Genomic DNA, 16,333 nt, shown 5'->3' on the forward strand with positions numbered 1-16,333 from the left:
TCTCTAGCCTCCTGAGGTCAAATTCGGTCCTAACGGGAGCCTTCGTGCGTAGACCACGTGCTGTACCCCTTCTCGCTGCCCTGACCCTGGTGCTGTCGTTTGCCGTCGCGGGTGGGGGATCGCCCGCCGAGGCGGCCGCCGCGACGCCCGTGGCCGGGCAGTACGTGCCGCTCACCCCGGCACGTATCGTCAACCTCCAGCCCGTGGCGGGGGCGGCGACGTACTCGTTCTCGCCTCTCGGCAAGGGCGGGGTCCCGGCCAGCGGCGTTTCGGCCATCGCCTACCAGTTGCACGCGCTGAGCGCCACTGGTAACGGCACGGTGACCGCGTTTCCCGCGGTTGCCGGTAGCAGTCCGCCCGGCACGTCCAACCTGAACTTCGTCAAGGATGTGTGGGCTGACAACGCTGTCGTGACGAAGCTCGGCACCGGCGGCCAGATCTCGCTCTACAACGGTTCCACCACGGCGGCGGAGGCCGACGTGAACGTCGACGTCGTCGGCTACTACACGGCTGCCGGTTCCTCCACGGTCGGCTCGACCTATGTGCCGCTCAAGCCGGTCCGGATCGTCAGCGAAAAGCCCAACGCGGCCGCCGCCTACTACGACGTGACGCCGCTCGGTCAGGGCGGGGTGCCGCACAGCGGGGTCACCGCCGTCGTGGCGCACGTGACGACGACGGCCAGCACGGCGGGGACGCTGCTCGCCTTCCCGCTGGGTGCGACCCACCCGACCGCCTCGGACAACCACTACGCCACCGGCGGGCGCTTCACGGCCCAGACCACGGTCAAGCTCGGCACCAACGGGACGTTCCGGATCTACACGACCACGGCGGTGACGCTGTGGGTGGAGATCGTCGGCTACTTCCAGGACTCCACCGGCTCGGCCACCGGGTCCGTGTTCACCGCGGTCACGCCCGCCCGGGTCCTCGGCCGGCCGGTCATCACGGCGGACACCACCAGCACGTTCGCGCTTGCCGGGCTCGGTGGGGTGCCCGCGACCGGGTCGTCCGCCGTCGCGTTCAACCTGACCGCCTACTCGGAGAGCGGCACCCTGGCGGGTGGGATCAGCGTCTACGCGGCCGACGAGGCGCAGCCGGTCGCGCGGCAGCTGTCCTATCAGGCCAGTACCCGTCGCTGGCCGACCCAACAGGTGTCGCACCTGAGCCAGGACGGCAAGGTCGCGATCCACAACACCGCCGCGGGCAGCGTCGTGCTGCTCATCGACGTGCTCGGTTACTACACGCCGACCGGGCTGCGGGCGAGCGGCCTGCCGTGGAGCTCTGGCGTCAACCCGCAGAGCCAGACGACCGAGCGGGCTGACGACTTCGCCGACTTCCGCGGCGCGAAGGTCGACAACGTCACCCTCTTCCCGCGCCGTGACAACTGGGACACCGTCGACGACGCCCAGTGGATCGAGGACGGTCTGCCGTCCGGGTTCACCCCCGCCCGTGACGACCTGATCATGACCATCCCGCTGTGGCCCGGCGGCGGCGTGAACAACGCCAAGTTCACCGGCACGCAGACCCAGTGGCAGGACCTGGCCAGGACCATCGCGCACGCCGACCCCGACGCGTACGTGCGGCTCGGCTGGGAGATGAACCTCCCGAACTGGTACTGGAAGCTCACCAAGGACAACCAGGCGGACTGGCAGGCCTCCTTCATCCAGGCCGTGCAGTGGATGAAGGCCGCCGCCCCCGGGCTGCGGATCGTCTACAACCCCAACAAGGGCGCCGACCAGACCTGCGACAACGAGTGCAGCGTGCAGGTCTTCGAGGCAGTGCGGGACTACGTCGACGTGTATGCGATCGACTCGTACGACTCCTGGAACCCGGACACCGGCACCGCCGGCACCGACGAGCACTTCAACGGCTACCGCCGGCTGAACGAGTCGCTCGCCCTCGCCACGGCCAACGGCACGAAGTTCGCGGTCGCGGAGTGGGGCGTCGCCTGCAACATCTACAACGCCGATCCCAACCTCAACTGCCAGTGGTACGGCCATGCCGGTGGCGACAACCCGCAGTACATCCACGACTACATGGGCTGGTTCGCCGACAATGCCGGTGACCTCGCCTACGAGTCCTACTTCGACGAGCCCGGCGCGTACATCCGCTCCTCGCTGAGCGACACCCCGATCGGGCCGCTCGCGCCCGCGGCCTACAAGGCGGAGATCGCGGCCAACAAGATGTGACCGCCGGCTCAGCGTAAAGCCTGCAAGAGCAGTGAATGTGTCTGCTCAGCGGGCCGGATGAGCCCCATCTCGCGGAAGCCGGCCTCGGCGGCGGTCAGCAACTCGGCCGCCGCCGCGGGCCGGCCTTCGAGCAACTCGATCCGCCCGGCGGCCCGCCGGGCGGACGCGATGCCCCAGCGGTGCCCGATCCGGGTGGCACGGGCGAAACACTGCCCGGCGAGGACCCGGGCCTGGTCGATCGAGCCCAGCTCCAGATAGGCATCGGTGAGGACGATCTCGGCGACGGTCAGCTGCATCTGGTCGCGCAGATCGGTGTACGCGAGCACGGCCTCCCGCGCATGCCGGGCGGCGACCGCGGGCTGGTTGCGGCGCCGATGGCCCGCGGCGAGGAACGTGTGTGCCTCGGCGGCGCCCCAGAGGTCGCCGGCGGCCTCGAAGATCGTCAGAGCCCGGCCGAGTGCGGCGTTCTCCTCCTCGGGCGAGGAACTGAACGGCTGCCGGAACGTGAGCTGGATGTAGCCGGCCGCGGGAGTCCCGTCCAGCACGGGCAGTAACGCCACGGCTCGCTCGAAAGCGGCGACGGCCTCCCCGACGTGGCCCAGCTGCTGCTCGGCCACGGCCCAGCCGAGCGCGGCCCCGGCCATCCCCGCGGCGTCATCCAGCCCGCGATACAGCTCGTACGACCGGCGCAGATGCGGCAACGCCCCCTGGTTGTCGTCGCGGAACCGGAAGAGGCTTCCCACACTCAGCGCCAGCAACGCGGCGGTGGCAGCCGGCAACGGCGTCCCGGCGGGGATCACGTCGTGCGTCGCGGCCCAGTCGTCGATCCGTCCGCGTAGGACACAGAAGTTGACGGTGGCGGTCGCGAGCCGTGCGGCGAGCTCTACCTGCCCGGCCCCGGCCAGCAACGGCACGAGCGCGCGCAGGCCGTCCAGCTCGTCCTCGAACCACTCCACCGGCGTGGCGCCGGCCTCCGGGACGGGCGCCGAGGGCGCGGGCAGTGCCATCGGCCGGCCCGGTAGCCGCCGGTTCGCCGTCAGCGCAGCGGCCAGGTACGCCCGTCCCGCGGCGGCGATCAGTTCTCCGGCCGGCGGCCCCGGCTGCTCACTCGCCGAGAGGCGGACCAGATCGTGCAGCCCGTACCGCTCGCCACCGGCCCGGGTGAGGACCTGCGCGTCGCACAGCTCCTCGGCCAGCGAATACGCCTCCGGCTCGCGGACGTCGAGCAGTGCCGCGGGCAGCCAGGCCGCGAACGTACGCATCGGCAGGATGCTGACCACCCGCAGCAGGTCGAGGGCACCCGGCGAGAGCCTTCGGTAGCTGAGCGCGAGACTGGCCCGGATGTCGATGTCGCCGACGGTCAGCCGGTCGAGGCGCTGATGCTCGTCGGAGAGCCGCGCGACGATGCGTCCGAGCGCCGGGCCCGGCAGCGACGCCGACCGCATGCCGGCCGCGCGGATCCCCAGTGGCAGGCCGCCGCACAGGTCGGCGAGCGCGGCGGCGGCCTCGGGCTCGGCGGCGACAGCGGCCCGTCCCGCGATCCGGGCCAGCAGCGCGACGCCGGCCCCGGTGCTCAGCGGGCGCAGCTCGAGCAGGTGCGCACCCGGCACGGTCAGCAGCGCCCGGCTCGTCACCAGCAGCGCCCCGCCCGGCCCCGGCATGAGCCGGCGCACCTGGGCGGCCTCGGTGGCGTTGTCGGCGACGATCAGGATCCGTCGCCCGGCCAGCAGTGACCGGAGCTGATCGGCGCGTTCCTGCGGGTCGCCGGGCAGCGCCTCGCCGGGTACGCCCAGCGCCCGCAGGAACCGTCCGAGAACCCGTTCCGGCGGCACCGCGCTGCCATCGGTCTGCTGCAGATCGGCGTAGAGGCACCCGTCCGGGAACAGGTCCGCCACCTCATGTGCGACGCGAACCGCCAGGGTGCTCTTGCCGATGCCCGCCATGCCGCCGATCACGACCGTGACCCCCGCACCGGGTACGGGGTCCGAGCGGCGCAGCAGCTCCGTCAGCCGGGTGATCTCGTCCTCGCGTCCCACGAAGTCGGCCACCGCGGGCGGCAACTGGAACGGCGTCGCGAGCCGGTCGGCGCTGTCCTCGGCGGCGGGCAGCAGGCGGGGATCCCGGCGCAGCACCGCTTGGTGGATCGCCGTCAGCTCGGGGCCGGGATCGATGCCGAGACTCGCCGCCAGCACCGACCGGGCGTCCTGGAACGCCAGCAACGCCCCGGCCGGATCCCCGCCCTGGTAGTGCGCGAGGACGAGCAGGCTGCGCAGATGTTCGCGCAGGGGATGCTCGCTCACCGTGGCGCGCAGCAGTGCCTGGGCCGCTGCCGGCTCACCGCCGCGCAGCAGCAACTCGCTGTACAACTCGACTGCGGCGAGATAGTCATCCTGCGCGGCGGCCGCCCGTGCCCGCAGCACCGGCCCGACCGGCTCACCCGCGAACGGCTGCCCGCGCCACAGCTCCAGCGCCGCCCGCAGGCCGGCCCGCGCCGCCTCCGGCCGATCGACGGCGGCCTTGCGCCCGGCGGTGAGCAGCGCGCCGAACTCGGCGAGGTCAAGCTCACCCTCGGCTACCTCGAACCGGTAACCCCCGCTGTCGGAGCTGATCCTCCCAGGGAACAGCTTGCGCAGCTGGGAGAGGTAGGTGCGGATGTTGGCCACCGCGGAGGCGGGCGGATGCCGCGGCCAGACCTCGTCGACCAGGAGATCGAGCGACACCGGTCGTCGTCCCCCGGTCAGCAGCAGCAGGGCGACGAGCCGGGGTTTGGCAGCGAGGGTCTGTCCCGGGAGCTCGGTCGGCCCCAGCACCCGGTACAGCACGATCCATGCTAACCCCGGCCGTCATCCATGATCACTTCCGTGGGGCGAGGTTCAGCTCACACGCCGCATCCACACTCCCGGCTGGTCCTCGCGCAGCACGGCCACCACGCGGCCGTCGCCGCTCAGCGCACCCCATTGGGCCGGAACCCCGACGGTGACGGTCTGCTCGGCACTGACCACAGTGAACCCGTCGTTGCCGTCGGCCACGGCGGACTCGTGGTAGACGAGTGCCGTGGAACCGTCATCGCTGAGCTGCGGCACCGTCCAGGTCACGGGTTGCCCGCCCGGGACCGGGAGCACGATGTCGGCCGCCGCCGGGGTGCCCGCCCGGCCGGTCCGCACGTAGGCACCCATGGTGTACGTACCCGTGGCGGTGTTGTAGCTGCCGTAGAAGCCCGCTGTCCGCGACGCGTCGGCGGAGATCGCGCTCACCTCGTACGCGAGGGTGTCCGTGGTCTGCGGGGTCATCTCCTTCCACGCGCCGGTGGTGGCGTCGTAGAGGTAGTTTGTCAGACCGCCGTTCTCGGCCTGCTCGGCGTAGACGATGTAGCGGCCGTTGCCGGAGACGGCGAACCGCTTGCCGTCGGCGACGTACGGTCCGGATGTGCAGCTGTATTCCACCCAGCAGCGGCTCACCTGGGTCGCCGTGCCGGAACCGATCACCGAGCGCCACACCGAGCCGCGCAGGGTGGAGGTCGCCTGGGCCCAGACGAGCAGCGTGGTGCCGTCCGCGCTGAGTTCCTGGTGCTGGGGGATCGCGGGCATGTTGCCCGGTCTGGCCTCGGTGACCGTGCCGCGGGCGAGGTCGTGGACCAGGATCCGGCGGGTGCTGCCGGCGCCCACGAGGTAGGAGACGAGGTTGCCGGAGCCGTCGATCGCCGGGTCGCCCGCCGTGACCGGGGTGACGCCGTCCGGGCCGCGGCTGACCAGCACGATGTCGCCGGTGACGAGGTCGTGGCGTACCAGGTAACCCCCGGCACTCGCACCCGCGAGGTCGGCCGGGGCGAGCGGGCTGTCCGGGCTCAGCGAGTAGACGACGTAGCGGCCGGTACGCGACAGCACGGGGTCACCCCAGTGCAGGGTGCTCATGGCCGGGTCGGCGGCCGTGATGTTGACGGGTTGCGTCCCGATCGGCAGGAAGCTGTCGTCGGCGGGCGAGACCGACTGCGCGGGGGAGCCGGCCGGTCCGGTGCCCTTCGCGTTCGTCGCCCATACGTAGACCAGGTAGTCGGTTCCGGGGTTCAGATGCTCGAGCCGTGCGGTGGTCGCCCCGGCCGGCGCGAGCACCGACACCGTCGGCGGCAGCGTGGTCAGCGTGTAACCGGTGACCGGAGAACCGTTGTCGGCCGGGGCTTTCCAGGTGACCTTCGCGGAGAAGGAACCCGCGACCGCGGTGACGTCCCGCGGGGCGTCCGGAGCCCGGGCGCCGATGCTGACCACGGTCGTGGCCGACATCGCCGGCCGTAGCCTGGCGGGGTCACCCGGGCTGGTGGCGGTGATCTCGGCGGTGCCCTCCTGAGGCGAGGTGAACACGCCGTTCTGCTCGATGCGCCCGGGACCGTCGGTGACTGCCCACTCGATCGGGATGTCGGCCGGCCAGCCGACCACGGTGACCCCGAAGTCGACGGGCGTGTTCACCGATGTGCTCGGTGCCTTCGGGGTGACGGTGATGCCCGAGTACGCCCCGGCGGCCTGCGCCACGGTGAGGAACAGGTTGACGATGTTAGGGCTGGAGAACTCCAGCGTGACGCCGAGGATCTTCCGCGACTTGAGCTCCGCGTTGACGCGCAACCCCACCCGCGCCTCCCACCACGGGTTCTGCGTCGTGTCGGCGAAGAACCGTACGTAGGGCATGAAGAGCACGCTCGGCCCCGCGGCACCGTAGAAGTACAGCGTCATCGAGACCGGGGTGTCCAGTTCGGCGTTGGCGTCACCGAACGCGTTGATGGTGGCCGACGGCGAGCCGTCCGACCAGTTCGCCGTGGTCGGGGTCACCTTGGTGCCGTCGATGTTCATACTGACGGAGAAGGACCGGTCGAAGGAGAAGGAGAAGCTGTACCCGCCCCCGGCGGTGATCGTGGCGGCGACGTCGACCCCGAATTCGGGGCACATCACCACCGGGACGAAGCCGATGGGGACGGTGACGCAGGAGCCCCGGACCGTTCCGAGCCTGCGGTGCCAGTCGAGCAGGTCCTTCGAGAAGCCGACCTTCGCCTGGACCTGGCTCTCGGTCTTCGCACCGAGCGTGAACTTGCCCTCGGGTCCGATCGGGAACGCGTAGGTCAGCCGGCCGTCGTACGTGGGAGTGATCTTGGTCTGCATCTCGGTGCGGGCGCCGCGCCCGGCCTCGTTCTGCTGCGGTGCGAAGGCGTACTCCAGCACGAGCGCGCCGTCGCGGATGCCGATGTCCGGCGTCCCGATCGCCACCGCCGGGGCGCCCTCGGCGAGGGTGCGGCCCTTGATCGTGGGTTCGGCGAGCCGGACGCCGGGCACCAGCGGTGTGAACGACGCGACGTCCTGAGTGGTGAGCCGGCCGTCCACCGACAGGCCACCCGCGGTGAACACCTCGTCCAGCCCGGCCTCGGCCGTGGCGACCACGAACAGCCCGGAGCGGGTGACCGCACTGGTGACGCGTCCGTAGAAACCCTTCGGCGTGACCGTGTTCGGCGTCAGGACGAGCAGGGCGCCGGCCTTCAGCGCCGCGACCTGCGCCGTGGGCTGCTCGAAGGTGAGGGTGCCGTCCTGCTGCGCGGTGCGCAGCGTCGCCATCGACGCGCTCGTGAGGACCACCGGCGTCGCTGCCATCGTCACCTTCGGCGTGACGGGGTCGGAGGCCGGGCTCGCCGCACCGGTTCCGGCCGCGTTCGTGGCCTTGACCGTCACCGTGTACGCCGTCGCCTGACTCAATCCACTCAGGAGCGCGGTCGTGGTGGCGGCGCCGACCGTGACCGTGGCTCCGCCCGGTGACGCTGTCACGGTGTAGCCCGTCACGGCGCTCGTGCCGACATCGGCGGGCGCGCTCCAGGCGGCGGTGAGCTGACCGGCGCCGGTCGCCGAGACGTGCAGGTCGGCAGGCGCGGCCGGGGCGCGGGAGGCGGCGGGGGTGGCGGTCACCTGCGTGGCAGGACCCGCGCCGGCGCTGTTCGTCGCGGTGACGGCGAGGGTGACGGGCGTACCGTTGGCCAGGCCGGTGACCGATGCGACCGTCGTGCCAGCCGGTACCTCGACCACCTTGGCGCCGGGGCTGGTCGTGACCGTGTAGCCCGTGATCGTCCCGCCGCCGTCCGGTGGTGCGACCCACTGCAGGTCGACCCGCTGGTTCAGGGCGACGACCGAGGTGACGGCGGGCCGTAGCGGCGGCTGGGCGGGTCCGGGCGTGACCGTGGCGGAGGGCGCCGAGGGCGTACCGGTGCCGTTGCCGTTGGTGGCGGTGACCGTGATGCGGTAGGCCGTACCGTTGGTGAGTCCCGGCAGGATCGCCTCGGTGAGGTCGCCCGCGGCCTCGGCGGACACCCCGCCCGGCGTCGCCACGAGCCGGTAGCTCGTGACCGTCGCGGCGCCCGCGGGCGGCGGGCTCCAGGTCACTGCCACCGCACCGTCGCGGGCCAGCACATCGGTCACGAACGGCTGTCCCGGCGATACGGGCGCTTCCGGCGTCACCGCGGCCGAGCGTGCGGAGGCCGCTGAGGTTCCGGCCGCGTTGGTGGCGGTGACCGAGAACGTGTACGCCACCCCGTTGCTCAACCCCGGGACCTGCACGCTCGTCGTGTCGTCCGGGGTGGACGCCGTGGCACCACCGGGGGAGGCGGTCACGGTGTACCGGGTGATCGCGGCGCCGCCGTCGGTGGCCGGCGGATCCCAGGAGACCGTCGCCGTGCCGCTGCCGGCCGCCGTCGCGCGGACCCCGCTCGGCACGCCGGGAGCGCTCGCCGCACGGTAGTAGCCGACGATGTCACCCAGGATCCGGACGGCGTCGCCCGCGTTGTAGAGGGAGATCTTGCCGCCCGTGCCGACCTTGCTGATCTGCAGCGTGGGCCAGCTCCCGCCGACGCGATAGGTGAGCTGCCGCGCGACCGGCTTGTCCGTCCCGGTGGCCCAGGTGCTGAGCGCACCCGCCTTGGTGGCCTTGTTCGCGGTCAGGTTGAACACCACTGCCGCGACACCACTGGTGGGTACGCCGCCGACGCCGGCGACGGGGTAGTCCACCTGGGTGTTGGCAGCCACCGTCTCCCCGGCGATGAAACGGGCGGGGGTGAGGGCGACATAGCTCGATCCGGCGGCGGTGCCGGCGGGCTTCTGGTAGTAGCCGACGACGTCGACGGTCAGCTTGGCGAGCTGGGTGCTGTAGACGAGGAACCTGCCGTCGCTGCCGAGCGGCGCGTGGACCAGGTTGGTGTAGTTCGGGTCGCTGCCGTAGGTCACGTCCACGGTGGCCGGCTGCTTCGCGTCGCTCGCGTAGACCGTGGCCTGCCCGGCGACCGTCGAGCTCAGCGTGAGGTGCGCGACGATCCCGGTGACGTTCGTGGCAGGGACACCGCCCAGCCCGAGCGGCGCGACGGGTAGGGCGGTCTTGGCCTTGACCTCCAGCGCGCTCGCGATCCGTGCCGGGGCCACGGGCACGAACGTCGACCCCGCGGCCTGCCCCGTACCGGTGGTGAAGTAGCCGATGACGTCGACGAAGAGCGATGCCTGCGCCGCGCCGCCGTTGTAGATCTTCGCCTTGCCATCCGTGCCGAGCCCGGTGACGACCTGGTTCGTGGCGGTCACCCCGGCCTGGTAGTTCAGGTTCGAGGCGCCCGGGCGGGCCACATCACTCGCATGGACCACGAGCCAGCCGTCGTCCGTGCTCAGCGCCGAGAACTGGAAGGCCACGGCCGAGACGCCGGCGGCGGGGATCCCGCCCTGCCCGAGCGGGCCGAGGGAGTAGCTCTCCGCGGGCGCGACCTTGCCCCCGTTGACGATCCGCACCGGCGTGACCGGCACGAACTGCCCCGCGGCAGGGCGGACGTCCGCCCGCGCCGGAGCGGCGGACGGGAGCACGGTCAGCGAGACGCAAGCAACACTGGCGACGAGTATGGACATGAACGCGGAACACCATCTGCGGATCACGGCGCGACGCTAGAGAGACGGCGTACATTCCCGGCACATTCCGGCTCAGGCGGTGCTGAGCAGGGCGAGGAGGGCGTCGGTATCCGCGCCGGAGTGGGTCGGGAAGTCGAGGGCCGCGTCCGCGCTGCAGATGGTGACGATGGTGACCTGGGGGTGGGTGTCGTGGGGCCGCACCCGGAACCCCGCGATGCCGGCGCGGGGAACGACGGTGCGGGCGATGGAGTGCGGCTTGTCGCGGCCCTGGACGAGGCGGTCGCGGCGGTGGAGCAGCTGGATCTCGCGGTCGTCGGCCAGCAGGATCGAGGCGTGCAGGGTCACCGGGCGCAGCAGGCGGGACACGCGGTTCCCCCGGCCGACGGCCGCGCGCCGGGCGGCGCTGATCAGGCGCATGCCGGGTTCGGCGGCCAGGACCTGCCGGTACGCCGTGACCAGCCCCATGTCGCCACCACCGAGGTCGAGCGGCGCGGGCGTTACCGGGGCGGCGGGGATTCCCGCGCGCCACGGCAGGTACAGCTTGCGCAGCAACCTCGTCAACATGGTGATCGGGGCCGGGTCGAGGGCGTTGTAGGAGATGAGGGTGGCCGCGCCGTCGGCGGTGTGCACGGTCAGCCGGCCGTCGAGCAGGCTGACGCTGTCCTCGATGGCGGTGATCTGTGCGAACGGAAGGCGCGCCCGCTCGTACCAGTCGTCCCGGCGGCGCAGGACGGTGAGTTCGGAGGCGCCAACCGCGATCAGGAAGTCGTACAGGTGCATGTCGGGGTTGGCGTCACGCCGCTCGATGGCGCGGGGAACCTTGAGCACCAGCCGCGACGCCGCGGGGTCGACGCCGGCGTCGCGGTACAGCCGTGGCAGCTCGGACGTGGTGTGAACCTCGTCGATCCAGGGTCCGAAGGCATCAAACTCCGCGGTACGTCGCACTGCCGCACTCCCCAAGGCCGGAAGAATCCCCACAGTACGCGGACCACCGCCATGATCAGCGTCGGCTGATGTCGCTGAATGTGGTGAGATATGACCGGTTTTGCGCGTCTTATCTGATTCATAGGAACGTCTGAGCGTTTATTGAGGCGGGACGGGTAGGCCTTACCAGGCACAAAGCCTCACCTGCGACGTTCAGAGGAGACACCGGAACACTATGCGTGAACATCTCAAGGTCACCTCCGGCGCACTGTTGTCAACGGTTCTGGTCCTCGCCGCCGGCTGCAGCTCCGATGACGCGGCGAGTCCCTCACCTTCCGCCGGCGCCTCATCGGGATCCGCCCGTGGTCCCGGCGGTGGAGGACCGGGCGGTCAGGGCGGGCCTGGTGGGGGAGGGCAGCAGATCACCGCGGTGAACCTCAACACCGACGGGGTCAGCCCGGGCGGCGCCAACACCGCCGCGGTGGTCCAGGCGACGAACGCCTTCCTGGCCACCCTGGACGCGACCGAGCGTGACAAGGTCGAGTACGCGTTCACCGAGAACAAGGCCCGCCAGACCTGGTCGAACTTCCCCGCGACCGCCGTGGCCCGCGAGGGCATCGCCATGGCTGATCTTACCGCCGATCAGCAGAAGGCCGCCGACGCCGTCCTCGCGGCAGGGCTGAGCACGGCCGGTGCGCAGCAGGACGCGAACATTCGCAGTTCCGACGACGAGCTGAGCCGGATCAGTCAGGAGGGCGCGAGCGGTTTCGGTGCGCTCAAGGACTACTTCATCGCCGTCTACGGCACGCCGTCGACGACCGAGCCGTTCATGGTCCAGTTCGGTGGCCACCACCTGGCCCGCGCGCTTACCTACAACGGTGACAAGGTCAGCCAGACCCCGCAGTTCGTCGGCACCGAACCTACCTCCTTCCAGAAGGACGGGGTGACGGTCGAGCCGCTCAAGGCCGAATCCACAGCCATGTTCGCCATGATCGCCGCCCTCAGCGCAGAGCAGAAGACGACCGCGAAGTTCACCTCCGGGACGTTCGACGATCTGCTGATGGGACCGGGCAAGGACACCGGCGTGTTCCCTGCCTCGGAAGGACTTCAGGTCTCGCAGCTGACCGCCGAACAAAAGAAACTGGTCACCGCGGCGATCCAGACGTACACCGGCGACCTTGCCGACGCCGCCGCTGCGAAACTCCTCGCCAAGTACACCTCCGAACTCGACCAGACCCGGATCGGGTGGTCCAACAACACCGGCCCGACCGACGAGAACAGCTACATCCGCATCGACGGCCCCAGTGTGTGGATCGAGTTCATCAACACCCGCAGCATGAGCACCCCCAATATTCACTACCACTCGGTCTACCGGGACAAGACCAACGACTACGGCAGCACCAAGCCCAGCTGATCGGATGCGGATCACGCTTTCCGTCCGCGTAGGGGCACTGCTGGCATGCCTCGCGATCGTGTATACCGCGTTGGCGGTGTTGGCGCCGCGGCCCGCCGCGGCTCATCCGCTGAGCACCACCGCGGTCCTGCTCACCGCCGAGGCAGGCCGGGTGACCGGACGGGTGCAGCTGCCCATCGACCGGCTCGCCATCGCCCTGGACCAGCCGCTCACCACTGCCGCCGTCAAGCAACCGGGAAAGATCGAGGAACTCCGCGGCTACCTGCTCAGCCACATGTCGGCGGCCGATCAGGCCGGGCCGTGGGTGGTGACCGCGGGTGGCGGCGCCGTCGAGAGCATCGATGGCGTCGACCACCTCGTGTTCGACATCGTGCTGCAACCACCGGACCACCGGGTGGGCGACTTCCAGCTCACCTACGACGCGATCCTGCACCGGCTCGTGTCGCACAAGGTCTTCGTGTCGTTGCGAACCGGCGGCGAGAAGGAGTACACCACCGTGGGAGTGCTCGACTGGCAGCAGCACACCCTCGCCGTGCCGGCCGCCGGGGCCGCCACCCAGGACGGTTTCGCCGCCGCGATCCATCTCGGGATCAGGCACATCGCCGAGGGCGCCGACCACCTGCTGTTCCTGATCATGTTGTTGCTTCCCGCCCCCCTGATCGCCCGCGGACGGCGGTGGAAACGCTCCGATGACCTGCGCCGAAACTCGTGGCGTGTGGTGCACGTCGTCACCGCGTTCGCGATCGGGCACTCCGTCACGCTGGCCCTCGGCGCACTCGGCTACATCAGCGTGCCGACCCGGGTGGTCGAGAGCCTCATCGCGCTGTCGATCCTGGTGTCCGGCATCCACGCGATCAAACCGCTGGTGCCCGGTGGCGAGGCCTGGATCGCCGCCGGTTTCGGGCTGATGCACGGGCTCGCGTTCGCGGCGCTGCTCGGTGACCTCGGGCTCGGCCGCGGGTCGCTGGTCGCTGATCTGCTCGGCTTCAACCTCGGCATCGAACTCACCCAGCTGATCGTGGTCGCGCTGCTCATGCCATCGCTGCTGGTCCTGAGTCGGACCACCGTCTATCCCGGCGTACGCGTGACCGCCGCGGGGATCGGCGTTGTCCTGGCCGCTGCCTGGCTCGCCGAACGCACCGCCCTGATCGCGGTGAACCCGTTCAACCGCATCACCGACGCGCTCATCGATCACCCCTTCACCATCGCCGCCTCGATCGCCGTCATCGCGGCGATCAGCTGGGCCGTACCACGACTACGAACCACGACGGTTCGGACACCGGCACCAGCCGGCCACGACCTCCGGACGCCCGCGACAGCCGTGGACCACTCCGGGTCCGTCACTCACCCATAGGAATCCAATGCCTGATTTCCTGTCCCGCCCGCTCGGGCAAGTCACCGTCGTCCGCCGTCGTCGGCGATTGACCGCGGCTCTGCTGAGCGCCGGCCTGCTGACGTTCGCCGCCGGGTGCGGCAGCGGCTCCGACACGGCGACCTCCTCGAGTGCCGGCCCGTCGGCGAGTCAGAACGGGCGCGGTCCCGGCGGCGGTCCGGGTGGTGGCGGTCCCGGCGGCGGCAACGGCGGGGACACACCCCCGGCCTGTACGCCGTCGTCAGCGGCACCGACCGCGGCCCCGGCCGCCGCGGTTCCGGCCTTCAACGACACCACCGTGGTCTCCGGCGCGGTGACCACCGCACAGGCATTCCTGGCCACGCTGACCGCCGAGCAGAAGAAGGCCGTCCTCTACTCCTTCTCCGATCTGGGCAAGAAGCAGTGCAGCTGGTCCAACTACCCCGACGACAACTTCAAGGGCCGGCTCGGGGTGAGACTCGGTGATCTCAGCGCCGCCCAGAAGACAGCTGCACTGGCCGCGCTGCAGAGCGTCCTGTCTCCCGCCGGCTACGCCCAGGTGCTCAACGAGATGCACGCCGACGACGTCCTCGGACAGAACGAGACCCAGTACGGCGAAGCCAACTACCACATCGTGTTGTACGGCAACCCGTCCGCCGACAAGCCGTGGACACTGCAGTTCGGCGGCCACCACGTCGCCGTGCACGTCTCCCTGGGCGGCGATGTGATCAGCGTGTCGCCGCACTTCAGCGGCACTCAACCGGTCAGCTTCGACCTCGACGGCAAAACTGTCCGGCCCCTGGGCGAGGAGAGCGACACGGTCTTCCCGCTGGTCAAGTCCCTGACCGCAGACCAGCAGACCGCGGCGCAGCTGTCCGGCAAGTTCAACGATCTCGTCATGGGGCCCAGTACCGACACCGGCTACCCGAAACAGGAAGGCCTCTCCTACACCAAGCTGACCGCCGCCCAGCAGACCCAGGTCAAGAATCTGATCAAGGACTATGTCAGCGATGCCGCCACGGCCATCTCCGACCCGATCCTGAACCTCTACACCTCGCAGCTCGACCAGACCACGATCAGCTACTCCGGCACCGTCACCGCCGACAGCGACAACGGCTACTTCCGGATCGACGGGCCCCGCGTCTGGATCGAATGGCTCAACACCGGCGCCTCCGGGCTGCACTACCACACGCTGTACCGCGACAAGCAGCTCGACTACGGCACCGGCCTCAGCTGAGTGGCACGAAACCTGTGGCTGGCCGGCGCGGTGCTGGTGGCGTTCTTCGTCCTGGCACCCGCGCCGGCCCAGGCCCACGACGTCGGCGCGACTCTGCTCGTCGTGTCGGCTACTGACACGACGGTGCTCATCGACGCGCAGATTCCGCTGACCGGCATCGACTTCGCCTACGACACCGCACTGGATCGCGACCCGGCCTCCGCGATCGCCGAGCGCGGCTCCTGGCTGCGATCCCTGATCGGAGCCGGAGCAGTGCTCACCGCCCCCGGCGGGGCGAGCTGGACGGTCCGGGTGGACGGTCTGACGGCCGATCGGGTGCAGGGCCGCAACACGGTGCACGCTGCGCTCACCGCGACGCCGCCGCCCGGAACGGGCATCTCGCTCGTTCAACTGCGCTGGGGCGCCGTCACCGACATCGACTATTCCCACAAGGTCTACGTCTCGGAGAACGACAACGGCACGATCCGCCTGGCCGGAACCATCACTCACTATCAACCGCAGCTGCCCCTGCAACGGCACACGCCGCTCGCCCATCGGGTCTCGTTCGCCACGATGCCGGCCACCGGCTTCCAGCACTTCCGCGACGGCACCGACCACCAATTGTTTCTCTGCCTGGTCGCGCTCGGCGTCGCGCGGCGCAAGCAGCGGCCGGCTGCGACCGTCCGCCGGCTCGGCCTGCTCACCCTGGGCTTCACGATCGGCCACTCGGTCAGCCTCGCACTCGCCACCCTCGGCTGGGTGACGTTGCCGTCGAGATGGGTGGAGACCGCGATCGCGGCGACCATCGCGATCAGTGCTGTGCACGCCGCCCGCCCCGCCCTGCCGGCCCGGACCGAACTGGCCGTGACGGCCTGCTTCGGACTCGTGCACGGCTTCGGTTTCGCCGGCACCCTCGAAGGCCTGTCACTGCATGGCACCGCCCTGGTCGCACCGCTGCTCGGGTTCAACCTCGGCCTCGAAGCCGCACAACTCGCCGCTCTCGCCCTCGTCGCGATTCCGTTGTGGCTCATTGCCCGTTCAGCCGCCGCGACGGTGGTGCTGGCAGCGGCGATCGCTGCCATTGCCATCTCCTGGGTCCTGCAGCGGGCACTCGGCACCGGCAACCCGATCGACGGGTTCGTCAGCACCGTGCTGGGCACTCCCGAACGACTCGCTCTGATCCTTCTCGCCGGTGCCCTGTTCGTTCTCGCCGTTTCGGCGACAGGCAGGCCGAAGACATCGGACGAGCTGCCCGCAGCCCGTCCCCGATGAACATTGCCGGTGTACTGCGGTGACAGTCCGATCCCCTTTCGAACGACCATCACCACCGATTCCTGC

Annotated in this window: 8 protein-coding genes; 5 read left to right on the plus strand and 3 right to left on the minus strand. The window is 70.5% G+C overall.

Translation table 11 applies throughout. The features are described from left to right. The first annotated feature begins 44 nt into the window (after positions 1 to 44). Positions 45 to 2,186, plus strand: a complete 2,142-nt coding sequence (locus tag Aco04nite_RS24855) for a hypothetical protein (protein ID WP_212999658.1) — start codon at positions 45 to 47, stop codon at positions 2,184 to 2,186. Between the two features lie 8 nt (positions 2,187 to 2,194). Here Aco04nite_RS24855 and Aco04nite_RS24860 read toward each other — a convergent pair whose 3' ends face one another. The 3 genes from Aco04nite_RS24860 to Aco04nite_RS24870 all read right to left on the minus strand — a co-directional run bounded on the left by Aco04nite_RS24860 (position 2,195) and on the right by Aco04nite_RS24870 (position 11,035). Further along, the gene (locus Aco04nite_RS24860) at positions 2,195 to 5,008 is read right to left on the minus strand and encodes an AfsR/SARP family transcriptional regulator (protein WP_212999659.1); all 2,814 of its coding nucleotides are present in this window, start codon (positions 5,006 to 5,008) and stop codon (positions 2,195 to 2,197) included. Positions 5,009 to 5,059: 51 nt separating this feature from the next. Continuing rightward, a complete protein-coding gene (locus tag Aco04nite_RS24865) occupies positions 5,060 to 10,090 on the minus strand; it encodes a fibronectin type III domain-containing protein (RefSeq protein WP_212999660.1) in 5,031 nt (1,676 codons plus the stop codon). A 72-nt stretch (positions 10,091 to 10,162) separates the two neighbouring features. Continuing rightward, positions 10,163 to 11,035 (minus strand): hypothetical protein, encoded by an 873-nt coding sequence (locus tag Aco04nite_RS24870; RefSeq protein ID WP_212999661.1) that lies wholly within the window; start codon positions 11,033 to 11,035, stop codon positions 10,163 to 10,165. Between the two features lie 214 nt (positions 11,036 to 11,249). Between Aco04nite_RS24870 and Aco04nite_RS24875 the strand changes: the two genes are divergently transcribed. Genes Aco04nite_RS24875 through Aco04nite_RS24890 form a run of 4 tightly spaced genes read left to right on the plus strand, consistent with a single transcriptional unit; the run spans position 11,250 to position 16,267 of the window. After that, a complete protein-coding gene (locus tag Aco04nite_RS24875; RefSeq protein ID WP_212999662.1) occupies positions 11,250 to 12,428 on the plus strand; it encodes a DUF3500 domain-containing protein in 1,179 nt (392 codons plus the stop codon). 4 nt (positions 12,429 to 12,432) lie between these two features. Then, complete coding sequence (locus tag Aco04nite_RS24880; protein WP_212999663.1) at positions 12,433 to 13,782, plus strand: HupE/UreJ family protein; 1,350 nt, start codon at positions 12,433 to 12,435, stop codon at positions 13,780 to 13,782. A gap of 7 nt (positions 13,783 to 13,789) precedes the next feature. Beyond that, positions 13,790 to 15,016 carry a DUF3500 domain-containing protein gene (locus tag Aco04nite_RS24885; RefSeq protein WP_212999664.1) on the plus strand — a complete coding sequence of 409 codons (1,227 nt, stop codon included), beginning with the start codon at positions 13,790 to 13,792 and terminating at the stop codon, positions 15,014 to 15,016. Next, the gene (locus Aco04nite_RS24890) at positions 15,017 to 16,267 is read left to right on the plus strand and encodes a HupE/UreJ family protein (protein ID WP_212999665.1); all 1,251 of its coding nucleotides are present in this window, start codon (positions 15,017 to 15,019) and stop codon (positions 16,265 to 16,267) included. The last annotated feature ends 66 nt before the right edge of the window (positions 16,268 to 16,333 follow it).

The sequence above is a fragment of the Winogradskya consettensis genome (assembly GCF_018332715.1).
GTDB classification, from domain to species: Bacteria; Actinomycetota; Actinomycetes; order Mycobacteriales; family Micromonosporaceae; genus Actinoplanes; species Actinoplanes consettensis.